The 23,984-nt window shown below is 37.7% G+C and carries 24 protein-coding genes; 10 read left to right on the top strand and 14 right to left on the bottom strand.

What is annotated here, in order from left to right:
• Positions 1-246: 246 nt before the first annotated feature.
• The gene (locus tag EWM59_RS17765; protein ID WP_130022600.1) at positions 247-837 is read right to left on the bottom strand and encodes a DUF1684 domain-containing protein; all 591 of its coding nucleotides are present in this window, start codon (positions 835-837) and stop codon (positions 247-249) included.
• Between the two features lie 198 nt (positions 838-1,035).
• Between EWM59_RS17765 and EWM59_RS17760 the strand changes: the two genes are divergently transcribed.
• Positions 1,036-1,668 carry a riboflavin synthase gene (locus tag EWM59_RS17760; RefSeq protein ID WP_130022599.1) on the top strand — a complete coding sequence of 211 codons (633 nt, stop codon included), beginning with the start codon at positions 1,036-1,038 and terminating at the stop codon, positions 1,666-1,668.
• 2 nt (positions 1,669-1,670) lie between these two features.
• Entirely contained in the window at positions 1,671-2,258 is a 588-nt protein-coding gene (locus tag EWM59_RS17755) for a Crp/Fnr family transcriptional regulator (protein WP_207220011.1), read from the top strand.
• Between the two features lie 127 nt (positions 2,259-2,385).
• Here the strand turns inward: EWM59_RS17755 and EWM59_RS17750 are convergent, their stop codons facing one another.
• Together EWM59_RS17750 and EWM59_RS17745 are read right to left on the bottom strand one after the other, a co-directional pair.
• Complete coding sequence (locus EWM59_RS17750) at positions 2,386-3,027, bottom strand: DUF4386 domain-containing protein (RefSeq protein WP_165372210.1); 642 nt, start codon at positions 3,025-3,027, stop codon at positions 2,386-2,388.
• A gap of 183 nt (positions 3,028-3,210) precedes the next feature.
• On the bottom strand, positions 3,211-4,494 hold the full coding sequence (locus tag EWM59_RS17745; RefSeq protein ID WP_130022597.1) for a citrate synthase: 1,284 nt from the start codon (positions 4,492-4,494) through the stop codon (positions 3,211-3,213).
• Between the two features lie 279 nt (positions 4,495-4,773).
• Between EWM59_RS17745 and EWM59_RS17740 the strand changes: the two genes are divergently transcribed.
• From EWM59_RS17740 to EWM59_RS17725, 4 genes are all read left to right on the top strand, one after another.
• On the top strand, positions 4,774-5,517 hold the full coding sequence (locus tag EWM59_RS17740) for a LytR/AlgR family response regulator transcription factor (protein ID WP_130022596.1): 744 nt from the start codon (positions 4,774-4,776) through the stop codon (positions 5,515-5,517).
• A gap of 230 nt (positions 5,518-5,747) precedes the next feature.
• A complete protein-coding gene (locus EWM59_RS17735) occupies positions 5,748-7,658 on the top strand; it encodes a histidine kinase (protein ID WP_165372209.1) in 1,911 nt (636 codons plus the stop codon).
• Entirely contained in the window at positions 7,659-9,671 is a 2,013-nt protein-coding gene (locus EWM59_RS17730) for a histidine kinase (RefSeq protein ID WP_130022594.1), read from the top strand. It begins immediately after the preceding gene.
• 286 nt (positions 9,672-9,957) lie between these two features.
• The gene (locus tag EWM59_RS17725) at positions 9,958-10,266 is read left to right on the top strand and encodes a LytR/AlgR family response regulator transcription factor (protein ID WP_165372208.1); all 309 of its coding nucleotides are present in this window, start codon (positions 9,958-9,960) and stop codon (positions 10,264-10,266) included.
• 137 nt (positions 10,267-10,403) lie between these two features.
• Here EWM59_RS17725 and EWM59_RS17720 read toward each other — a convergent pair whose 3' ends face one another.
• The 7 genes from EWM59_RS17720 to EWM59_RS17690 all read right to left on the bottom strand — a co-directional run bounded on the left by EWM59_RS17720 (position 10,404) and on the right by EWM59_RS17690 (position 17,731).
• The gene (locus tag EWM59_RS17720) at positions 10,404-10,871 is read right to left on the bottom strand and encodes a hypothetical protein (RefSeq protein WP_130022592.1); all 468 of its coding nucleotides are present in this window, start codon (positions 10,869-10,871) and stop codon (positions 10,404-10,406) included.
• Between the two features lie 123 nt (positions 10,872-10,994).
• Positions 10,995-11,396 carry a hypothetical protein gene (locus EWM59_RS17715; protein ID WP_130022591.1) on the bottom strand — a complete coding sequence of 134 codons (402 nt, stop codon included), beginning with the start codon at positions 11,394-11,396 and terminating at the stop codon, positions 10,995-10,997.
• Positions 11,397-11,606: 210 nt separating this feature from the next.
• Positions 11,607-12,689 carry a ligand-binding sensor domain-containing protein gene (locus EWM59_RS17710; RefSeq protein WP_130022590.1) on the bottom strand — a complete coding sequence of 361 codons (1,083 nt, stop codon included), beginning with the start codon at positions 12,687-12,689 and terminating at the stop codon, positions 11,607-11,609.
• A 287-nt stretch (positions 12,690-12,976) separates the two neighbouring features.
• Positions 12,977-14,077, bottom strand: coding sequence for a WD40/YVTN/BNR-like repeat-containing protein (locus tag EWM59_RS17705; RefSeq protein WP_130022589.1), 1,101 nt, complete (start codon positions 14,075-14,077; stop codon positions 12,977-12,979).
• Between the two features lie 50 nt (positions 14,078-14,127).
• Positions 14,128-16,053 (bottom strand): serine hydrolase, encoded by a 1,926-nt coding sequence (locus tag EWM59_RS17700; RefSeq protein WP_229239382.1) that lies wholly within the window; start codon positions 16,051-16,053, stop codon positions 14,128-14,130.
• Positions 16,054-16,185: 132 nt separating this feature from the next.
• Positions 16,186-16,815: a hypothetical protein gene (locus EWM59_RS17695; protein WP_130022588.1), complete on the bottom strand. Its 630-nt coding sequence runs from the start codon at positions 16,813-16,815 to the stop codon at positions 16,186-16,188.
• Complete coding sequence (locus EWM59_RS17690; protein ID WP_130022587.1) at positions 16,799-17,731, bottom strand: fatty acid desaturase family protein; 933 nt, start codon at positions 17,729-17,731, stop codon at positions 16,799-16,801. Before EWM59_RS17690 ends, EWM59_RS17695 begins: the two co-directional genes overlap by 17 nt.
• A 631-nt stretch (positions 17,732-18,362) precedes the next feature.
• Between EWM59_RS17690 and EWM59_RS17685 the strand changes: the two genes are divergently transcribed.
• From EWM59_RS17685 to EWM59_RS17670, 4 genes are all read left to right on the top strand, one after another.
• Entirely contained in the window at positions 18,363-19,271 is a 909-nt protein-coding gene (locus EWM59_RS17685) for a LysR substrate-binding domain-containing protein (RefSeq protein ID WP_207220010.1), read from the top strand.
• Positions 19,272-19,458: 187 nt separating this feature from the next.
• Positions 19,459-19,950, top strand: a complete 492-nt coding sequence (locus EWM59_RS17680; protein ID WP_130022586.1) for a hypothetical protein — start codon at positions 19,459-19,461, stop codon at positions 19,948-19,950.
• Between the two features lie 198 nt (positions 19,951-20,148).
• Positions 20,149-20,457 (top strand): ArsR/SmtB family transcription factor, encoded by a 309-nt coding sequence (locus EWM59_RS17675; protein ID WP_130022585.1) that lies wholly within the window; start codon positions 20,149-20,151, stop codon positions 20,455-20,457.
• Positions 20,458-20,469: 12 nt separating this feature from the next.
• On the top strand, positions 20,470-20,955 hold the full coding sequence (locus EWM59_RS17670) for an SRPBCC domain-containing protein (RefSeq protein ID WP_130022584.1): 486 nt from the start codon (positions 20,470-20,472) through the stop codon (positions 20,953-20,955).
• A 213-nt stretch (positions 20,956-21,168) separates the two neighbouring features.
• On the opposite strand, the gene EWM59_RS17665 is transcribed toward EWM59_RS17670, so the two are convergent.
• The 4 genes from EWM59_RS17665 to EWM59_RS28430 form a co-directional block, all read right to left on the bottom strand.
• A complete protein-coding gene (locus EWM59_RS17665) occupies positions 21,169-21,435 on the bottom strand; it encodes a hypothetical protein (RefSeq protein WP_130022583.1) in 267 nt (88 codons plus the stop codon).
• A gap of 167 nt (positions 21,436-21,602) precedes the next feature.
• On the bottom strand, positions 21,603-22,550 hold the full coding sequence (locus EWM59_RS17660; RefSeq protein ID WP_130022582.1) for a 3-keto-disaccharide hydrolase: 948 nt from the start codon (positions 22,548-22,550) through the stop codon (positions 21,603-21,605).
• A gap of 367 nt (positions 22,551-22,917) precedes the next feature.
• Complete coding sequence (locus tag EWM59_RS17655; protein WP_229239289.1) at positions 22,918-23,568, bottom strand: IS630 family transposase; 651 nt, start codon at positions 23,566-23,568, stop codon at positions 22,918-22,920.
• Positions 23,508-23,939 (bottom strand): helix-turn-helix domain-containing protein, encoded by a 432-nt coding sequence (locus EWM59_RS28430; RefSeq protein ID WP_130021386.1) that lies wholly within the window; start codon positions 23,937-23,939, stop codon positions 23,508-23,510. The genes EWM59_RS17655 and EWM59_RS28430 overlap by 61 nt, the downstream gene beginning before the upstream one ends.
• Positions 23,940-23,984 lie beyond the last annotated feature (45 nt).

The raw sequence follows: 23,984 nt of genomic DNA, 5'->3' as shown, positions 1-23,984 counted from the left end.
CTTAATAAGGGCCGACTTGAGTCGGCATATACTGAAATTGTTCCGTTGTTATCTTAGCCACCGAATTCTATTCGGTGAACCCGGGTATTGGCTGTTTTCCTTTGCACCTGGCAGACAGCGAATAGAAACGCTCCGCCGTTGCGGTCGCCGCCTAATTAAACAAAGCGGACGCCGCGCGGGATTATTTTTAGTTGCTGATGCCGACTCAAGTCGACATTATTAATCCATATATTTAGTTTTTAACCCCTACTTATACACCTTCTCTCCTACCTTAATTTCTGCTTGAATAAAATTCTCTTTCGGTGGAATCGGGCATATAAAGCTTTCGTTATAGGCACAATAAAAATTATGAGCATTGTTGAAATCAATCTCTATTTTATCGCCTACCAGTTTTTCTTTCGGAATATTAATGTAGCGTCCGCCACCGTAGGTTTCTTTACCGCTTGTTAGGTCTCTGAAAGGTAAAAGATAGATTTTCCCTTCATCAAAAAGACTTACTGTATAATTCTCACCATTTAGCAGAAAGGTGGCTTCTCCGGCTTTTTTGATTTCGCTCTGGGTGCTGTCAGTCATCAGAATCATGGTTTGTCCGCCATCTGCCGTGCCTTTATAATCAGCCTCAATGCGGTAGTCCACATTAGGTTCAAAGTATTTGAAGCCTGTAAAGTTAGACAGATTGGCAATGGGCGAATCTTTATCGTTAGCTAATGTCTGGGCATATTCATTACGTCTCTCACTGATGGTAGCAATGTAGTCTTCTGTACCCCTGAGCGAGTAAAACAGAATACCTGCAATAGCGATAACAAGAAAAAAAAGAACAAATTTGTTTTTAAACATATGATTAGATGATTTTTGGAAACCTTTTATAGTTTATTCCCCTTTAAGAATTTTAGCTTTATCGACAATTCTGCAACTCCCCTTTAGGGGTCGGGGGTTTGTAGTTTATCTTCCGCTAATATAGCTAATAAGAACTTTTTTTCGCTATTCTCAATTGAAATATCGTAATTCGCAGTCGAAAACCTTATTGTTTAGTATATGTTTACCGGAATCGTAGAGTCAATGGGACACCTCATTGATATTCAGCCAGATGGCACAAATTTAACTTTTACTTTTGAATCTGATATTGCCCACGAGCTAAAAATAGACCAGAGTTTATCGCATAACGGCGTTTGCCTGACAGTTGTAGCATTGCTGAATGCTGAATATGAATCCATTAAAGGAACAAATGGGGATACAGCCGTGCGATACAAAGTAACGGCCATTGACGAAACCCTGAAAAAAACCAATTTAGGTAAATTAGCCATTGGCAACAAAGTAAATTTAGAACGTTGTATGCCTGCTAACGGACGTTTTGATGGTCATATTGTGCAAGGCCATGTTGACCAGACAGGTATCTGCACAGCCCTTGAAGACCAGAATGGCAGTTGGCTGATTTCTTTTGAATATGATGCTGCAACCAATAATATAACAGTTGAAAAAGGTTCTATCTGTGTGAATGGGGTAAGCCTGACAGTTGTCAACTCAAAAGACAATGGCTTTAGTGTAGCTATTATTCCTTACACCTGGGAGCATACCAATTTCCATCAGTTAGCAGTAGGTAGTACTATCAATCTGGAGTTTGATATATTGGGCAAATATATGCAGCGTATTATGCAAAGAAAACAATAGCCATGAATGAGCCATTGATGAAAGAAAAGGTTGTCAGCTATTTTTCTGCCATACAAACGCTCTCAGCCGACGAGGCAAAGGCTATTGCCGATAGTGCAGTAATAAAGAAATATTGCAAGGGAGATTTTCTGGTACGTGAGGGGCAATATGCTAGCGACACTTTTTTTGTTTTAGAAGGCTTGGTAAGACAATATAATCTTATTGATGGTGAAGAGAAAACCACTGCTTTTTTTACCGAAAATCAATGGGTACTTTCATTGGGTACGGCTGATGTACCATCAAAATATTATTGGATATGCGAGGAAGATTGTTACTTGTTGATAGGCAATGACCAAAAGGCGCAAAACATTTTCGACCAGTTTCCCCGCCTCGAATCCATTGCCCGAAAGATTGTAGAAAATGCTTTTATCGACTACCAGCACACCATCAATACCTATCTTACAGACAGTCCCGAACAACGCTATATAAGACTTCTTGAATCTAAACCAGATTTAATTCAGCGCATTCCTCAATATCAGTTAGCCAGTTACATTGGTGTAAAACCGGAATCTTTGAGTAGAATCAGGAAACGGATGGCTAAAAACAGGTAGTTCCTGCGTGGCACGCCTACTACTCGTCCGCAAAAGCGCGTGTCACGTATAAATTGGAGTGAAAGAACAGAAAGATGATTAGCTAAAATACCCGTGCCACGACCTATTGCGGACGAGTATAGCCGTATCACGGGGACCTGAACCCCTTAAAAATCGCCACCAACGAAAGTGTTATCTCAAACAACCCACCCACAATAGAAGTATAAGTACCAATGGCTACTCCAAAAATCTCAAACAAACAGCCTGCCATAAAAACCACATAACCTATAAATCCCCAAACGGATAGCCATTTGGGCACAACTCTGGTTTGTATTAGTATATTACACATAATTAACCCTCCAATACACCAAAGCATCATTCCAAACTGGTAGAAATAGAATTGTCCTTTTTGCAAAAGTTTGTCTAACAACTGCTGATTATAGGTGTTCGCCCATTCACTTACCGGAATAATCAACACCAGGCAAATACCTCCTATAGCCAGAAGAATGGTGGAGATAAGAGTGGTTGCCAGATACGCATAGGCTTGTATATTAAATACGTCTTTAAACGCCGAAAACAGAATAACAACTAACCCTATATTCGTAAGAGTATGAAGGAACGTTATCAGCAAAGCACCAATCAGCATCTGGTTTTTTTGCTGATTAATGGCTGACAAATTTTCTAAATTATGAATCTGGGATTCAATCAGGTAATTTCCGATTGCGTAAAAGATAAATGCCCCAATAAAGAAGATACCGAAGAATTTTAATACTGTGTTGTTTGCGCTCATCATTTTAGAATTTTGTTTCAAAATTAGAGCAGCATACTTTCTTAAAAATTGACTTGGGTTAAGAAATGGTGTGTATCACGATTTTTACCGTCCGTTGTTACGGAAATCGTTTATGGTATCAGATACCAAAAAAGCCCCAGAGACTTATCTCCAAGGCTTTCATATATCTTCAAATCAAAACTCTTATCTGTTCTCCAATTCTACAAAAGGACGCAAAGTAGCTCCGGTGTAAATTTGGCGAGGGCGACCGATTGGCTCTTTGTTGGCTCTCATTTCTTTCCATTGCGCAATCCAACCCGGTAGGCGACCTAAAGCAAACATTACTGTAAACATATTGGTCGGAATGCCCAAAGCACGGTAGATAATACCTGAGTAGAAATCTACATTCGGATACAGTTTTCTTGATACGAAATAATCATCGTGCAAGGCTGCTTCTTCCAGTCCTTTGGCAATTTCCAATACAGGGTCATTCACCCCTAATTTACCTAAAATATCGTCAGCCGCTTTTTTAATGATTTTGGCACGCGGGTCGAAGTTTTTGTAAACTCTGTGACCGAAGCCCATTAAACGGAAACCTGAATTTTTATCTTTGGCTTTATTCACAAACTTCATTACATCACCACCATCGGCCTTAATATCTTCCAGCATTTCAATTACTTCCTGATTGGCACCGCCATGTAGTGGGCCCCAGAGTGCTGAAATACCTGCCGATATAGATGAATACAAATTAGCTTTTGATGAGCCTACCAGACGAACCGTTGAGGTAGAGCAGTTTTGCTCGTGGTCAGCATGAAGAATCAATAATTTGTTCAAAGCCGCCGAAACTACCGGGTCAACTGTATATTCTTCTACCGGCAGCGAGAACATCATATGTAGAAAATTCGAGCAATAATCTAATGAATTTTTAGGATAATTGATCGGGTGACCGTTTGATTTTTTGAAACACCAGGTAGCCAGTGTAGGGAATTTAGCTAACAAACGGATGATATGCGTTTCGGTATGGTCAGGGGCTTTATCGTCATAAGAATCAGGATAAAAACCACTCATGGCACTAATCATGGCCGACATCACGCCCATCGGGTGTGCATTTACCGGAAATCCATCAAAAATGCGACGCATATCTTCGTTTACTAACGTATGTCTGCGAATAGCATTATCAAATTTATCATATTGCTCTTTATTCGGCAATTCGCCATAGATTAATAAATAAGCTACTCCAAGAAAATTAGCTTTTTCAGCTAAATCTTCAATGGCATAGCCACGGTAGCGTAATATTCCTTCTTCACCATCTAAGAATGTAATGGCACTTTTGGTAGCTCCTGTATTTTTATAGCCGCTATCGATTGTTATATAACCTGTTTCATCACGGAGTTTGGCAATATCTATCGCTTTCTCTCCTTCCGAACCTTCTATGGTAGGGTATTGGTAAGATTTACCATCAAGTATTAATTCTGCTGTACCAGCCATAAAAACATTAATTTTATTTTGTGGTTATCAATTTTATTGATGAATTATTTTGCTAATTCCGTTGCAATAATAACAAAAAAAGCGTAAAAATAACCATATACAGACAAATATTTGTTAAGGCAACTAAAATTTAACCTCAGCCCATAAAATCGGGGGCTGAAATTTACAATTTCTTAAATTATAACCCCTGCGTTCTCAAAAAAGTTTGTGTTTTCATAAAAAGATACACAAATTTCGAAGAAATGTTTGTAGCTTCACTTTCCGAAAATCCTTACTGTTATGCTTACCGCGATTTTAATTGACGACGAAAAAGGTTGCCTTGATACCCTTGAAATAGAACTACAAACCTATTGCGCCGATGTAAAAGTACTTGCCAAATTCCAGTCAGCAGAAAAGGCTCTTGAAATGCTGGATACTATCAGACCAGACATGATTTTTCTGGACATCAGTATGCCGCAGATGAACGGTTTTGATTTTCTACTGAAAATTCCGAAAATCAACTTTGAGGTTATTTTCTGCACGGCCTATGATGCCTATGCCCTTACGGCCTTTGAATTTTGCGCCATAGATTATTTGCTGAAACCTATTTCAAAAGAGAAACTCATCAGAGCCGTTGACAAAGTGCGCCAGAAACAAAGCAAACAGGTGGACATACAAAACCTTGAACTATTGCTGGCAAATATGCGTGGGGGTATTCATCATAAACCCAATGTGGCTGTGCCAACACCTGAGGGGCTGGAATTTATCTCTATCAACGATATTATCTACGCTGAAGCAGACGGAAATTATTCGAGAATCATGATGGCCAATAAAGAAAAAGTACTGATTTCACGTACTTTGAAAGACCTTGAAACTTTACTATCCAACCATCCTTTTGTGCGTATTCATCAGTCATATTTGGTAAACCTGACACATATCAAAAAGTATATCAAAGGCGAAGGTGGCTATGTGGTCATGAACAACGGCACCAGCTTGCAGGTTTCAAGGGCAAACCGCATGAAATTGATGGATTTGGTGAGATAATTTTATTATTCACTGCAAGGTATCCCACAACCGACAATAAATATACGTGAGAGCATGTTTAAAAATTATGATTCGACCTACAAAGTTCATCTTTTTCAACTATACTGCGTTGCATTTTTTCGATGTAGCTGCTGGCTACATCTGCAAAATGACGCCTTGTCTATCTGAAAAATATGAACTTTTCGATCAGAATAACAAAATTTAAATATGCTCTAAAACAGAAATTTACCTTGAGGATTTTTCTCACATTTACGCTTCTTTTATTCATTGGCTCCTACTGTTTTTCGCAAAAAACAGACACGATTACTATTAACAAGAAATTTATAGACAACAAAGTAATTCTGTGTTCTGAACAAGCACAGTTGTATATCGATTCGAGTGGCAAAGCACCTGTACAACAAATTGACAGGCAAGCATTTATTCCGTTAAACGATTATCGCTTCCGGCCCTTTGCTTTCGATTATTTCGACTATGTTTTCTGGCTTAGAATTACTGTCAATAACCCCACCAACGCCATGCTTCCTGCCTTGTTTACGGCAGGAGTCCATAAGGGGGTTAAGATATTCCGTAAGGTAAATGGCAAATTTGTCTTACTTGAATCTACCCAACAGGATTTACTACCGCACGAACGACCTTTCCGGTATGATGAAAAATATGTTCCCTTAAAATTTGCGCCGCATCAGACTTATGAATTACTGATTAAGATAAGTGAACACCCACAGTTATACATGAATCTACAGCCAAAATTAGTGAGTTACGGCTGGGAGTATAACGACAAAATGCGGGCGTTTTTTGATGAATACCGTTACCTGATGGCCGACGGTTTCTTTGCCTCTATTCTGTTTTTTGTAGCTATGTATATGTTTGTACTTTATTTTGTAGAACATAGACGCTATTATGGCTATTATGCAGGTTATCTGATTTTTATTCTGCTCTTTGCCTTGTGGGGTATCGAACATTCGCCCTATATGCGGGCATTTTTTAGTTTTATTCCTTTTCTCAAATTCTCGGCCAACAACAATACTTATGCGCTCATCTCCAATATCTTTTATTACCTCTTTCTGAGCAATTTTCTGGAACTTCCTAAAGTTGCCCCAAGATTTGAAAAAATTATCAGGCTATATATTAAAGTTTTAGTGGTGCTATTGATAGCAGATACGTTGTTAAACTTTGTTTTTCAGGCGTATCAGGCTGGAGGCTATATTTGGATACTCTCCCAACCTATGATTGCTTTTTTTGGCATCTATTCAACCATTGTTGTGCTTACCATTAAAGGTTCAGTTGTAAAGTATATCAAGTGGGGTTCTGTTGCTTTGCTGTTAGGAGTAATTGTTGGTATTTCAGAGCAGCTATTAATGATGAAACCCTTTGAAAACGTATTGATGCGCCTGCCCTTAAGTATGCCTTTCAATATCGGGGTTCTAGTCGAAATCCTGTTTTTTTCTACGGCTTTAGGCTATAAAACATGGCTCAGACAACGCAACCGGAATTTGCTGATGAAATCGGTAAAGGAATCTGATTTACGTACGCTTCGCTCTCAGATTAATCCGCATTTTATTTTCAATAGCCTCAATGCCATCAAAAGTTATATCCTTAACCATCGCTCGGTTGAAGCTGCCGAATACCTGACTGATTTTTCAACCCTGATGAGGTCTATTCTACAAAACTCCAAAGAAAAACTTATTCCGTTAGCCGATGAATTAGAAACTACTTTTCTGTATGTGAAACTTGAAAAACTAAGGTTTGACGATAGTTTTGAGTTTGTCTATCATATTGATGAACAAATTGACACGGAAGAAACCTTTATACCACCCATGCTTTTACAGCCTTATATCGAAAATGCCATTAAACATGGACTCATGAATAAACCAACAGACAGAACGCTATCTATGAGCATACAAGCATTGCCCTATAAAACCCTGATAATCATCGAAGATAATGGCATAGGGCGTGAACAGGCGTCATTGCTACGTAAAAACATATTCAAACATCAGTCAATGGGAATGAATATCAACGACGAAAGGGTAAAATTATTAGCCATGACCAACGACTGGCACATTGATATACAAATTATTGATAAAAAAGCATCAGGCAAAGCCCTTGGCACCAAGGTAATGATTTATTTACCCGTGATTGATTAGATGAAAAAAGAATCTTATCCTCAACTCTTTCCCAATTATGGAGAGGGAAGCAAAAGTATCTCTCCACAATGGTGGAGAGAAAAACTTTTTTTGTTCCCTCCCCATTGTTGGGGAGGGTTAGGGAGGGGTCTTTTCCTATTCTGCTTTTTCAATCTCTTAATCCCTCACCAAACCCACGCACAAGTATCCCTCTATTTTGAATTAGAAAAAAATGGTTTTCTCGACTGTTCAGACAGCAGTTTTCTGTTTATAGACTCTACCCGACAAGTACCTGTGCAAGCCATTCCGAAACAAAAGTTTGCCAGACTCAAAAGCATATATATACCTCAATCATTTTCTTCAGGGTATCGTTACGATTACTGGTTGAAACTCGCCATACACAATCCTACCAAAGATACACTTGATTTACTGTTTACTGTCGGGCTACATCATTCTGTTATAGTTTACAGAGATATTTATCATCAGTTGGTAGAACTTTATAAAACCAACGAAGAATACCTGCCTGATAAACGCCTGTTCCGCTACGACGACCAGTATATACCGATTCGTTTTCTGCCAGGTACCCAATATCAGTTATATGTCAAGGTAAACGATTACCCAAAAAAAGATTTTATCCTGAAACCCAAGTTAGTAAGCTATCTCTGGGAAAACCACCATAAGGTAAAAGCATTTTATGACGAATACATTTATCTGGTCAATAATGGTGTAATCATTTCTATTTTATTGTTTGTTGCGCTATTTGTACTGACCTTCTACATTCTCGACCGACAAAAATATTACCTTTACTATGGATTTTATACCACCTCAATTGCACTCTTTAATCTCTGGGAATACGAGCATTCGCCTTATTTCCATATATTGTTCAGTTATCTGCCTTTTCTGAAATACACGGGCAATAGCAATGTATATATTTTACTCACACAAATCTCTTATTACCTGTTTATCTACCAGTTTCTTGAACTCAAAGAAAAATTTCCTCACCTCGGATTCATCTTTCGGCGTGTTATCCGCACCTTACTGGTATTTCTGATAGTAGATGTTATCGTGTTATTCGTTTTCCGGCGTCTCGATTGGAGCAATGGATTCTACTGGCTTTTCCAAGGCGTATTCCCTATACTCAATATTGTGCTGTTAGTAATGGTGTTCAGAATCAGAGGGAAGATTGCCCGGAATATCAAAATAGGGAGTACATTTCTAATGTTAGGCGGTTTTGTTGGTTTCATGACCCAATGGTTCAGCCATGAGTCTTATATCATTCTACGTATCGAACCCAGTATTGTATTTGTAGGAGGCACATTGTTAGAAATCTTTTTCTTTTCTATTGCTATTGGTAGCCGTAGTTATCATATACAAAAAGAACAGAACTCACTATTCAAAGCCATTAAAGAATCTGAGTTGCGTACGCTCCGTTCGCAGATTAATCCGCACTTTGTTTTCAATAGCCTTAACTCTATCAAAAGTTATATTCTTACGCACCGCTCTCTTGAAGCAGCCGAATACCTGACCGATTTCTCGATGCTGATGCGGTCTATCTTGCAACACTCAAAAGAGCAGTTAATTTCGCTGACTAACGAACTGGAAACTGCTGTGCTGTACATCAAATTAGAGAAGCTCCGTTTTGAAGATAACTTTGAGTTTATTTATGAATTAGATGAAAGCATTGATACCGACGAGATATTTACCCCACCTATGCTTTTGCAACCTTATATTGAAAATGCCATTAAACATGGCTTGATGAACAAGGATGAAAAACGGGTTTTAGCTCTAAAAATCAGACAGTTGACCGAGTCAATAGAAATAGTTATTGAAGATAACGGCATTGGCCGTGAGCAGGCTTCTTTACTGCGCAAAAACATACCGAAATACAAATCGATGGGTATGGATATTAACGACGAGCGCATCAAACTCCTGAGCCAGGCCAACGATTTGCATATCCAGATTATGATTGAAGATAAAAAATCAAAAGAAAATGTACCGTTAGGCACAAAGGTGACGATACATATTCCCATATAAACACCCCCCGCCCCTAAAGGGGAGCTTCAGATTCGTCGTAAAATAGAATGCATAGAATTTGTTGCTCCCCTTTAGGGGCGGGGGGTGGCTCCCCTGCAGGGGCGGGGGGCGGGTGCTTCTCCAAATACTAACCGAAACCTACCAAATATCTGCCATATCCGCCAAATACTAAATGCGTATTGAGAGATACTATTTTTCTTGTCAAATTTGACAATCCATATTATAATCCCTTTTTTGAACAGCCATGAGAAAATTTTTTATTAAGCCAACCTATTGTGATCCTCAGATGATTTGGTTTGATCACGGTAAAACCTGTGTTCAGCCAGACGAAGTAGTGTATTTGAGTAGTCTTGAAAATTACACCGAGTTTCATCTTAAATGCGGAAAGAAAGTAGTGTCTTCACGCACGCTGGGGGTACACGAAAAACAATTAGTTGAAAAAGGGCATTTTGCCCGTATTCACAGAAAGTTCATGCTTAATCTGCAATACCTCAAACGTATAGAGTCGGTAGGTGAAGAACACATTGCCCACCTGACAACCGGAGATAAAATTGTAGTTTCAAGAAGAAAAGCAAGAACACTTATTCATCAATAAAATGCTATAAACCATCTGTAACAGCATTAAAAGCACAAAAGCCCTGAGAAATCGGGGCTTTTGTGCTTTTAATCCTTATCTGGAGTTATGCAGTTTCCCGCCCACACCTGAAAAGTAACTGCTATATTAATTCATTTTTATTTTCTTGACTCTACCAGTTTATTTTTTAATTCAGCAGATAAATCGACATTATCCATAGTTGATTTTTCACAGAATGCTTTTGCCTGATTTCCCAAGTATTGTTCATACCCCGATGTCTTGACAGTAGCAAATAGTAACCAGTTTTCCTTTTCCTCTTTTGCGAGAAACTCTCCACATAATACATATATCTTTTCGTTAGTGGATGATAGTGTATAACCCACCTTTACCTGGCGAAAATCAATGGGAGTTGGATGCTTTTGCTTACTGAAATCGTTTGATGCTGATGTGATTAAAAACTGTACAGTGGAATCGGGTATTGATTTGCTAATTTCAGAGGTTGCGGAAGTTACTGTTGAATCACTCTTTTGTTCTTTTTTATTATCAGAGTTACAACTCAATAGTACCGATGTAAAAAATATAAAAACAAATGCCTTTAAGAAGATTAAGAAATTGTGCTTTTTCATAATAAAACTCAATTGATAGCGGTGCTGTGCTTTTTGTTTAAGAATGAGAAATACTGTCTTTAAATTGTAAAGCTAAATAAACTTCATTTAAGAATATACCTAATAGCAAACTTTATCTTTGCCTCATTTCTTAAAAACAATACTTCCACAGGGAAGCAATGAATCAAGCATATTAATTTTATAAAAAAGCTGCTGTTCTTTTAAAACAAGCTCCGCTCGTACGGCCCCATTATACCCCTCGTCAGAAACCACCGCAATATAAAAAAGGTACTCTTCTTTGGGCTTAATCGTTTTTTTCAATTGCGTTGGTTTATGAAAGTTGTCGTTTAAAAAAGATTTTAAAGTCGTTAAACCATAGTCATACACAGAATCCTTTTCAGGGGTCATTGTGCCAGGAGGTAGAAAAAACTTTACATAGCCTTCAGGCTGACCGGAAATCGCGAATGAATCAGCAGGGAAATTCATTGTAAACTCTACCGGAGTAGCATTTTTATTCGTGACACTCGCCCAGAATACTATATACATGAAGTTTTTTCCGGCAGGGTCGTTGTATATTCCCTCGTGGCAAGCTATGCTGTAAGATTATGTCTTTAGTCGTGTCTGTCTGTTTTGTTGAGGTATCACATGAACCGAGGGCAAAGAAACCTGTCAGGATGAACAGATAGAAGAAGAATAACCGCATATTTGTGTCTTTTAAAATTGTTTTTTAATTCCTGAATATAGATTAGATTACCCCTACTTATCTTTAAAAGCAGTAATAACTCTTTCTCCTGCTCTAAGAGAAGCGGCAGGGTCATACCGAAACACACCAGCTAACGAGCCAAACCAGATACCTCCATCATTTGCTTCTAAAATACCGAAAAGCATATTTTTATACCCTTCATAGTCTACCATAACATCGGTTGCCATCGGTTTTGAAATAGACAACGTGGCTGCATCATAGCGAGAGAGTGCCCATCTATCGGTTCCATTATAATCAGGTTGTGAGCTCGTCCAGATATTTCCTTTTCTATCTTCATAGACATACCCGGCAAAATTCTTTGTAAATTCGGTAAAGTTAGTGCCATCAAAACGCCAGAGTCCTACTCCGCCAGCTAACCAGATATTGCCCTTTTTATCTTCCATAAGGGTGCGGATATTAGTAAAAGATTTACCCTTATCAATGACAGGTGTAAACTTTTTACCATCGAAAGTGAAGAGATAGCCTCTTGTAGCAACCCAGAATTTTCCGGTTTTGTCTTCAATAATTGAATTAACATCATTATCGTTGGGGTCTGCCTCAATCAACCCTTCATTAGGCTTAAAAGTCTGAAAAGATTTGCCGTCATAACGACTGGCTCCGCTTTCAGTACCAAACCAGATATTGCCACTTTTATCTTCATAAATATGAGGAACCCGGTCATTAGCAAGCCCATCTTTCGTAGTAAAATGATGAAAGGCATCCTTGCTTGTCTTGGAAGGGTCATAATAAAACACACCCAAACCAATAGTAGAAAACCAGAAATTCCCTTTTTTGTCTTCTAAAACATCAAAAAAACGAGCCTTACTCACTTCACTGGTTATATTGGTAAAAGCCTTTCCCCCTGCCTTGCGTGCAGCAGCAGAGTCATAGCGAAAAACACCATCGAATGCAGCAATCCAGATATTACCTTTCCTATCCTGTTTGATATTACGCGTTATACTCAGAGGGCCGTGCGAAGTAATTGCTTCCTCAGTTTTAGTGTCGGTCGGATAATAACTTTTTTGCTGGGTTTGCCCTTCACACAAAGTGCAGGAAACAAGCATTAATAAAGCATATAGCTGTACGAGTTTTTTCATCTTTCTTTTTGTTTAAAGGATATAAACAAACTTACCGATTTTTATAAATGGGCAAGGTTAATGAAATGTTAATGTATTCAGGTAAGAAACTTTGCCTGAGTCTTAGTAAATATTTCAACCAATCTAAAGTTCTTATACCAGAACCTAATAACCTTACCTGATTGACTTACAGTCCTTTATGGGTTCAGGTATTTATTTTTTTGCTATAATCTTTATTGATTGATTAATACTCGTTGACAAATGTTTGTAAACTCGGCCATATACATAAACGCTGATTTTGGCGTTTTTCAACACCCTTTATATGGTATCACATACATCACATTGCCCGAAACAGATAAATTGAAGCCAAATTCTGTAGGTGGCATTAATAATTGTTGCCATGTTTTGCCCATATCAGATGACCGGAATAGCCCATCTCCGCGACTACATATTAAATATTTACCCATTTGTTTAATAGATAAAATATCCGATGAAGATTTGATTAAGCCTACTTTTCTCATGAAAGAATGACTCCAGGTAGGCTGAAGGTCTTCGCCTATGGCATTCCAGGTTTTCCCACCATCCATTGAAATGTGTATGGTATTTGTTTTGGTAACTGTATTGTTTACTATAGCAGCAAATCCCCCATCTATACGTTCCACAGCCATGCCAACACCCCCTTCATTAAGCACGAGATTCCAATTTTGACCATTATCGGTTGATCTTAATATTCCATCTTTGTAGGTAGCCATAAGTACACCGTTTGACTCCATCAATTTCATTGCCACGCCACCGGTATGCACTTTTTCCCAGGTTTTTCCATGGTTAGCTGATCTGAATAGAATATTGCTGGCATTGATGAAAACTGTACCTCCTGTTGTTTCAAAAATGTTGGTTACCTGTCTCTCTTTATAATTCTTGTACATCCAGTCTACCGTTTTGTCTAAGCGTACGGCTTGCTCCTGAAAATCTGTGTACACAGGCGACCAATCACTCGCTCCGTTTGTTTTTTGTACAAATTGCCCCCTGAAATCATAGGCTAATATCCCATTCTTGCCAGGGGTAATGTTGCGTTGTTTACCGGGAAAATTCTCTTTTGTCCAAAAAGTAGTTATGGAATTTGGTTCATTATGATAAATCCCATCACCGGCCCGTAAATAGAGCCCACCGTCATTGGCAATTAAACCATTGCTCCACACACCCTCTTTCTGCAATTTTTCAGGCAACCCTTTGCTAATGTCCTGCCAGGTTTGCCCGCCATCAGTAGATTTAAAAATGATGTTGGCAATCTCTGATGATTTGCCTTCTTTAAGAATTGTCTTTTTTGCTTCCCTTTCTTTCAGTACAAAAGAATTTAGCAGAAATAATCCCAGTAAGATAGCAGGAATAAACACAAATAGTTTTTTCATTTTTTTATATTTTAAAGTAAAATCATATTATACCTGGAAAAGAGCGTTAATTATGGCTTATAATTATCAGCCTTTTTCCATACATCCTTATTGTGTACAAGCATCTCAACAATGGCTCCTTCTTTATTTTTAGTAAACTTTATCGGGTAATTTCTTGTTTCATTAAAAAACTCCAATTCAGACTGCTGATCTAAAGTAATTTCTCCTCCATGCCATGTTTCAATTAAACCCAGATGGCCATTTTTAGTGAGTATCTTTATATACACGTCTTTGCCAGGTTCAAACTGAAAGGTATAGTATCCTTCATAAGCTTTAAAATCATCCTTCCTTTGTAAGTCCAAATCCTGAAAATCAAAGCTAAAGTCAATATTTGACGAGATGCCTCTCATTTTTATTGATTGCGCTCTGCCTTTTTCATCTAATGAAAACATGGCCAGTGCATCGGCATTCATCGCCTGATATTCCCATTTGATAGCAAAAGTATTGGCATTATAAAAAGCCATCGGGCCATTTAATTTTGGAGAGCGGTAAGATTTGAACCATAAATTTTTATCCTTTTCAAACACTTCAATTTTTCCAAACCAAGAGTCTTCGTATATCCCGATAAAGTCGTAGTTTTTGACTTTTACGTTTTTGGCTGATTCAACTTTTTCCCAAACCTTTTTTGTTACTCCATCACCCATATTCTGTTGATATTGCATCCATCCTGCTACTTTATCCGTCCATCCATAGTCGTCCAGGCCTAAATAACTGTCACTAATAGTACTTGAGACCGCCTGTAAAAATGCACCACCCTCATCTGAATTGGTTAATATCACGAATCCCAGATTTAAATCAGGAATCATAGTTACTTCCGATATCATTCCCGGTAAACCTCCCGTGTGCGATACTTTTAAATTTCCTTTCACATCGGTTAAGAACCAACCTAAACCATAACCGTTAAAATGAGAGTTGTATCTTGGGAATCGATTGGTTTCTAAAACAGTATGCAACCTCCACATTTCATTGTGGTTTTTCGAAGAAAATAAGGTTGATTTCAAATCAGCTCCGTACTTACCTCTGTTTAATTGAGTCAGCATCCATTTTGACATATCTGCCACATTCGAAAGTATTCCACCGGCAGGGCTATCTACTCCTGCCTCTTGAGCGGCAATTGTTTTTATAGACCCAGACACTGCTGAGTGCGGTGTTGCCCGGTTACTTTTGTCTTTCATCATGCTACCAACAAATGTATTTTTCATTTGTAGGGGCTCAACGATTCGTTTCTGGACAAATGCGTCATAACTCATACCGCTGGCTCTGGCAATTACTTCTCCTGCCACGATATACAGTAAATTGTCATAATCATATTTGGTTCGAAAAGCAGAAACAGGTTTAAAATATTGAAAACTGGTCAGAACATCCTTGATGGTAAAATTGGAACCATCAGGAAAAAACATCAGATCACCTGCACCTAATCCGAGTCCGCTTCGATGCGTTAAAAGGTCCTGTATGTTAAAGTTCTCCGTTACATAATCATTATACATTTTAAATTCAGGCAGGTGATCTTTTACTTTATCAGTCCACTTCAGTTTGCCTTCATCTTCTAAAATAGCAAGTGCAGCCGTTGTAAATGACTTGGTATTTGAGCCAATCTGAAAATTGGTGTATTCATTCACCTTTTCTTTTGTGGTAACCGAAGCAAGCCCATACCCTTTTTGGTGAATTACTTTACCATCCTTAACAATGGCTACAGCTGCGCCAGCTACTTTCAACTTTAAAAGGGCATTTTCCACTAACGAATCAATTTTTTGAGATGATAATTGGGCAATGGTTTCAGTAGATACAAAAAGTATAAGGAGCAGTGCTGTTAAAAGAGTTGCTGTTTTTTTCATAATTTTATTTTGAAAGTGAGATTGTTGTTCGTAATAGGCTTGCAGTATCTTTTGATAGGTCTGTTTTGCTTTTTTCTTTACTGGAAGCACAAAAACAAACATCAGGAACAAAGCAGATACATGCCATTTTTCTTTTGGTATCAGGTGTTTCAGCAAATATAAATGGCTTTGTATGGGGCTTTAGTTAAGGGCTTGTAAAAAGATGTAAACCAAATGTAAATTTGTTTAGACCTGTTAATGAAATGTCAGCGTATTTGCTTCAAAGAAAGGATATAAAGGAAGATTTTTAACTTTTTCTAAAAAGGTCCTGGCCTCAATCAGATAAATATCCGAGTTAATCTGTCCTATTTTCGGATAAAACTCATCAATATTTCCTGCCTGAATACCATCCACAGCTTCAATAAAAGGAATAGCGGCTAGGTTAAGAATTGGTTTATTAACAGTGGTAGTAAACAGTGTTTCGTATCCTTGTTCAAATACCCATTTTACCAGATTATAGCAGAGTATCAATACTGATTTTCTATGCCCTTTCAAAAAAGCCAGTTGCTCAAAATAGCCAAGTCTCTGTGATTCATAATCGGCTAAATTAATAAACCAGTCGGCACTACTTCTTTTCTCCCAGACTTCTGAGGCACGAAGGGTCGAATCTTTCAGAATAATACCAAACCCTATTACCTGTGTATCAACTTCTGCTACGAGACAATAGTCATTTTCTATAAAACTGCGATAGGTATTAATATCAGTGCCCAATAAAAAACCACCTTTGGTAGTGGTACCATCTACCATTGAGATTGGTAGCTGATTTTTGATAGCGATAAAGGCTTCAGTATCATTTAACTCAGCTTTTCTAATGCGTGTGTTCATGAGTAATATGAGGGCCTTTGAGTTGATTAAGAATGGCTCTGAAAAAATTCCAGGTGTTCTGGTTCTTTTCGTCGTATTCATCAGGCAAAGCCTTTCTTTTGTCCGGCAGTTCATACCATGGAATATTCGGATGCTGATGGTGAGTAGCATGCTCGTTAAAATTCATCAGTATCCACGAAATCACAGGCACTTTTTTAACCGAACGTACATTATACCTTACCCCGTCGCCAATGGTGGTATCATAATGAAAAATATACACTAACAATGAAAGCACCCAAGCAAACGACAACATCGGATAACCCAAGGTAAACAGATAAATTTCTTTACCAAATACAAAGAATACAGAGAGATGTAATGAAACTCCCAGAATAAACAGGGCGATAGACTTTAACTGGTCGAGCATTGTCCAACCTTTGAATGCAGGAGAGATTTTAACAGACAAGCTGGGTGGAATAAACAAAAATAAGATAACTGATACCAACGAATGGATGAAGAATCCACCAAAAAACACACTCAGATACCAGACTATATAGTAGTATATTTTTTGAAAAGCAGTAGGCTCTTTTTTTACCACAAATGTATCTAATGCCGAAGTATGCTCGTCTTTACGATTGAACCCATGATGGAAATAATGAATTTTTCTGTAAATGGTAATTGGCACCATCAGGGGCAAAAGAATGATACTCCCCCAGAAATCATTAGCCTGCAGATTGTCAGCAAACAGTTTTTTATGAGACGCTTCATGCCCAACTATATAAAAACGATAAAACCACAGCCCCTGAAATAATAAAACAGGTACATACAGCATAGTCTTTATCAATTTGTCAATTTCCAGTCGCTGAATAAAAACAGCCAATACACTGACAAGTAAAAAAACACTGATAGTTTCGATAATTAATTTTGTATTTCTGTGCATGGGAATATCTTAGCTAATAGTGACAGCATAAAAATCAGAGGAATTGATTGACAATATAGCAAAAGTAGGGCTAAATATAAAACAACAGACCATCGAAAAGTAATGAAAGCCCAATTGAGTAGTTAATTTTCCTGCGCACTACCTCATTCTTCCATATAATTTTTTAATTGATATTTCTAAATCAAGTAGCTAAATCACCCTCATTCCATAACCAAAGGTTATTGGCAATCAAAAACTATCCTTTTAATGCTACTCACGAAAGACATACTTTTGTTGCATATAAACGATAGCACAATGGAAAATGAAAATATAAGCAGCGACCGAGTACTCTTACAACGATACATGACTATCTTGTTTCTATTGGTCTCATTTTTATCAATATTAGGTTTATTTCTTTTATCTAAAATATACTGGAAAGAGGGTTCTGTGGCTGATACACAAAAAAGTAGTCTTTTTGAAAAACGGGTGAATCATGGTCATAAACTGAGCAATTTTGTCAAAATGCACACCACATATACAATGTTTCATTAATCAATTGTGTAACATTGACTTGGCGTCCCCGTGTTCTTTGTGTACATTGTGGCAATTTTTTTGGGAATCTGATTTTAACCCGTTCTCAGAATTGAGCATTATGATAGCCATTGATTTCAAAATGTCGGTTTTTATTGCGGCAGCAAGACACCTCAATTTTACGAAGGCCGCACAAGAGTTAAATATCTCGCAGCCTGCCATCAGTAAAAACATACATGAACTGGAGATACACACAGGGCGTAACCTTTTTGAGCGAAACGGCAACCGATTGGTGTTGACAGAAACCGGGCAATTGCTGCTAAATTATGCCCTGCAAATACAGCACATCTATAACCAGTTAAATGAAAATCTGGATATTCTCGACGGACGCACTGCCGGAGAACTGCGTCTGGGAGCAAGTACTACCATCTCACACTATATCATTCCCGAAATTTTAGCAGACTTCCATACGCAATATCCTTTAATAAAGATCAAAACCTTGCATGGAAATTCAAAGCAGGTGGAAGAATGGTTACAACAAAAAGAAATTGATTTAGGTATTGTTGAGGGGCTATCAGACAATGCTTCGATGAAATATGAAGAGTTTCTGAAAGATGAGTTGGTACTGGTAACCCGTCACAAAAATCCGTTGGTGGCTAATAGGCACGCCATAAACCCCGAACTATTGAAAGAGGTTGATTTTGTGCTGAGAGAACAAGGTTCGGGAACCAATGAGGTTATCAGAAAAGCCTTAATGAAAATAGGCATTGGCCTACATGAGTTGAATGTAAAAGTGGTGCTGGCCAGTACCGAGAGTATCAAGAATTTTCTGCTTACTACCAACTGCTTCTCTTTTTTATCTATTCACGCCATTACCAAGGAGTTAAAGAACGAAGAATTACAGATAGTAGAACTGAATGATTTTGAAATAGAACGCTACTTCTTTTTTGTCCATCCACAGGGTGTCATAGGCAGATTGCCCGATAATTTCAGAAAATTTGCCATGCAACGATTCAGGCGACAATCCTAAGCGAGTAACCCGGAATTTTGAACCACTACCAGGCAATAGTATTGAGATAAAGCAGTTTATTGGCGGCTATGATGAAAAATACAATGCGATATAACTAAAAAAAGCAGATGCCAAACGGATATCTTTGCAGGTAGAATTATATTATTTAAACAGACTCTAACATATTACGCATTAGCTGTAACTTAAGATGACTAAAACAGACAAATCAAAACACAATATCTGTATCGCTGCCATTAAGAGACACACCATGAAGCCTTACGACTTTAAATGGACAAAGTTTTATGAATCGAATGCAGAGTTTCCCTATACAGCACTTCCACTTCAATTGGCTGAGAACGAATTATTTATCTGTTCTACTATGATTGATGCAGATAATTATAGTATTCTGACAACCCGACGAATTATAACAACAGAGAAAGGAGAAACCAATGCCGGAAGCATAGAAGGTGCAGCACATGAAACGTATGGCGATTTTAAAGGACTTAGAGATAAAAAACCATTTACTTTCGGACAGATTTTATTGTACAACGGTACTAATTTCAAGTATTTTATTGAAACAGGAAAAGCTTCGATGGTTATGATACATGGGATACGTACATTAATCGGAACGCAACAAATGACAAATACTCAAATGGAAAACTTACCAAAAATCTGGAACAAAAAAAGCGAACAATCCTGAAATGGATTTACAAGAACTACTTCAGAACCAGTAAGCCCTACATACAAATCATATTAAACTCATCCCCATCAGAGTCAGCAAATACAAGACCATAATAGCCCTTAGCTTGCCAGTGGATTTTTAGGTGCTAAAAAAATTCTTCAAAAAACTTGCGCAGTCAAATAGCTGCATATATATTTGCAGTCAAATAACTGCATAATGAAAACACGTAGAGATATTTTTCAGGCCATCGCCGACCCAACCCGTCGGGCGATACTTACGCTGGTTGCATTGCAGGCAATGACACCCGGCGCCATTACCGAAAGTTTTGACTCGGCCAGGCAAACCATTTCCAAACACATTCAGATTCTTACTGAATGCGAATTGCTGACGCAACAACAAAACGGACGAGAGATTTATTACCACTTAAATCTTAACAAAATGAAAGAATTAGCAGAATGGTTAGCACCGTTTGCCCAAATGTGGGACGACAGGTTTAACCGATTAGACGACATTTTAAACAATTAAAATCAACCGCAAATGATTACTCACAACAACACACAAGTAATTGCCGAGCCCGGCAAACAGGAGTTATTTATTATCAGAGAATTTAAAGCCCCACGGGAAAAGGTTTTTAAAGCATTTACTGACCCGGACATTCTGATTAAGTTTTTTGCTCCTTTCGGTAATACCATGCACTTTAATCATCATGACTATAAATCCGGCGGAAGTTATAGCTGGTATAATAAAAATGCTGAGGGAAAGATTGTATGTACTTTTGCCGGTACTATTCACGAATTAACAGCACCGGAGCGGGTCATTCAGACCTCTGAGTTTATGGAAATGCCCGAAAGAGGTCATGCTGTAATGGAAGCAATGTTTTTTGAAGAACTGGAAAATGGAAGAACAAAATTAACCATACACGACGTATGTTTTTCGGTAGCAGACCGTGATGCCATGATTAATAGCGGCATGGAACATGGACTTGTTGATATTTTTAACCAGTTAGATGCCTTGCTTAATTAAGCAGTTTTAGTGTCCTTTGAATTTCAACATTCTTTAAATGATCAGGAGTGATATATGCTTAAATATCACGCCTGATTAAAATATATAGCCATTTGATTTAAAGCGAAGTTATTGGTAGAATTGTGTGGTTCTGTCTAAACCTGTACACCAAAATTGGCCAGATTTTTTGGTTTCCTGTACTAAAAGTTTTGCAGGATGCGTAAATCTATTGCATCAAAGCTGCTCCAGTATCGAATCAATTTCAAATACTTTACCTGCCAGATAGCCACTTTCTATATCTTCTATCCAGAAATCATCTTTAGCAGTCATGTGGCTGTTAATCTGTATTTTTGCCTGACTTAGCCCGTCCCTGACAATATTTTTAAATTCTTCATCAGCAGTCTGGGTATTCATAGCTACTGCTATGGCATTTTTCAAACTCTCATAAAGTTCCTTATTGAAAATATTGTTTATGCCTAAATCAAGTAGGAACTTATCCATGTCTTGTTTTAATTGTTCATTGTTGTTCATTTCATCAAAAGATTGTATTTGTATTATAAACTCATAACAATTGAAGAAAGTTTAAATATATTTCTAAAGTATATAGCCCTGAAACAGGTTTGTGCAAACCTCTTTCAGGGCTATAAATTCATCACAAAATATACTACTTACTTCGCAGGCGTAATCACAATATTTCTGTACTCAATTGGGCCGTGGTCGCCTTGGAAGAAGATAGGGCCTGGCTCGCCTTCGTTGCTATCTAATGCACCACCTGTAATACCCGGAATTTCGTTTTTATAAATAATGGTTTTGCCATTTAATACGACAGTTACCACTCTGCCTACCAGTGTAATATCAAAACTCTGCCATTCTCCGGCTGGTTTGGCTGGCATTTCTAAAGGTGCAATAAAGCCGTACACTGCCCCTAACTGGTCTTTCAGTGGGTCTCTTCCTTCACTGTCAGTTACCTGAACTTCGTAACGGCCTCTTAAATAAACCCCGCTATTACTTTCTTTCGGGTATCTGAATTCCACATGCAATTTGAAGTCGTTGAATGTTTGTGTACTACGAAGATTTGAACCTGATTTCGGACTTTTTAGAATACCGTTTTCTACAATCCATTGGTTGTTAGCACCTGTTGCCTGCCAACCGTCCAGATTTTTACCATTGAACAATTTGATTGGGGCTCCCCACACAGGTGTTCGGGTACTGTTTAATTTAGGTGCCCGTACCCCTACCCAATTCATTATTTCACCGTTAGGTGTGTTCATGGTTCCGGTTATCTTATCGCCCGATAAAACGCCTTCTACTACCAGGTCTTTTTCGGCAGCATCCCATTGTGGCGGAATAGAAAACGACACCCTATCACCTTCAAAATTGATACGGGAAATCGGTCTGGCACTTCCACCGCTACCCACAAAATGTCCGTTCAGGTATTTTACACCCGAGTGGTTTACTTCCAGCCATGATGGTGAAGTTTTTCCATCTTTTCCTGTAACAGTAATATCCCATCGGCCTTCGATATGTTTGATAGGTGCCAATTGGGCAGACAAGGTATGACCTATAATACATAGAGCGCTAAAAATGCTGGCAAATTTTTGAAATCGAGTAGTCATTTTAGAGTTTTTTTGGTTGAATTAAAAGTTAAAGTAATACATTTATTAATTGAAAAAGCTGATTTCTGATAATTAAAATTTCAATAACAAAATTGATAATTTTAGATCAATAATTATTGTTTATTTTTCAGCAAATTGCATTTGCTTAGAATCTATTTGGTAAACTTTGGTTTACATACTTTGGAACTTATAGTATGTGAATTAAAAAAGTATTTTCATTACATTAGCATAAAAAATTGGGATTAACTTGTCTTTTATAATTAATCAATAATTGACATATTTGTAATATATCTCTTGGTACAAGTTGGAAAAAACACTAAACTTATACATTCATAAATTCACATTTAAGTAATACGACAAAATTATTTTAAATTTTAATTTTAGAAAAGTCGATTTGATAGTCAAAACCAAATTTAGACCAAATTTTGTCAAGGGCTTTTTTGAGGGTTTCCAAATCTTGATAATCACTAGGCTTAAGCCAATAATATTTAGTATGCCTCCAAAGCCTTTCGATTCTGTTTAGATGTGGACTGTAAGCAGGCAAATAGAAAATATAGAGCCCTTTGTTTTGCCACAATTCTAACTTTTCTTGAAAAACTTTGGCGTGATGAATTCTGGCATTATCAATTACTAAAACTGTTGGTTTTCTAATTTTATCAATAAATATTTCTATTGAATTGATGACAAAATCAGCATTAATAGTACCTTTTACATCAAAAGTGTAAAGTTCATTTCCATCAGCATTCATCAACCCAAATACATTGATATTCTTGCCTTTTTGTGGCAGAATATAAACGGGTTCATCTGGAAATTGCCAGCAGTAAGGTACGACACAATTGAGCGAAAAACCAGCCTGATCACCATAAAATAAGTCAATATGACTTTGTTGGTGGAGCTCGAGTAAGTCATTTAAGCAGTCTTCTTTATATGCGTACTCAGAAGTGTTTTGCTTTGACTTTAAACTTTTTCTGGCTCTTTTCCAACTGGCTCGACAAGTGTTTTTAAAAAACGCTCTAATGTTCTTTGAGAGAAGTCTTTCTGTAATGCTTCTTTCAGTTCTTGACGTACTTTTTTCAGAGTCTGAGGGCTTGATTTTACTTTGCTTTTTACCAATGATTCATCAGCTGCATTGAAAATAGGTTTGCGACCCTGACCCAATTGATTGCGTAAACCTACTATCCCATGCGTTTCCCAACTGTCAAACCAGTTAGTGATGGTAGGGTGGCTTACTTGAAATATAGATTTTAGGCTATACATATCATACCCCTGATGACTTAGCAATAGACAATGACAACGTTGTTTGAATTGATGATGGGTAGCATTTTTGTACCCTTCTTCCATTGTGATGACCTCACTTGGCTCTAATTTAATATATCGTTTTGCTCGCATAGAGCAAAGTTAACAATTTTAAAATAATTTTGTCGCATTACTTAA

The organism is Emticicia agri (assembly GCF_004168285.1).
Taxonomy (GTDB): Bacteria; Bacteroidota; Bacteroidia; order Cytophagales; family Spirosomataceae; genus Emticicia; species Emticicia agri.
Note: the sequence above shows the minus strand (reverse complement) of the source record. Positions and strands in the feature narration are given on the sequence as shown.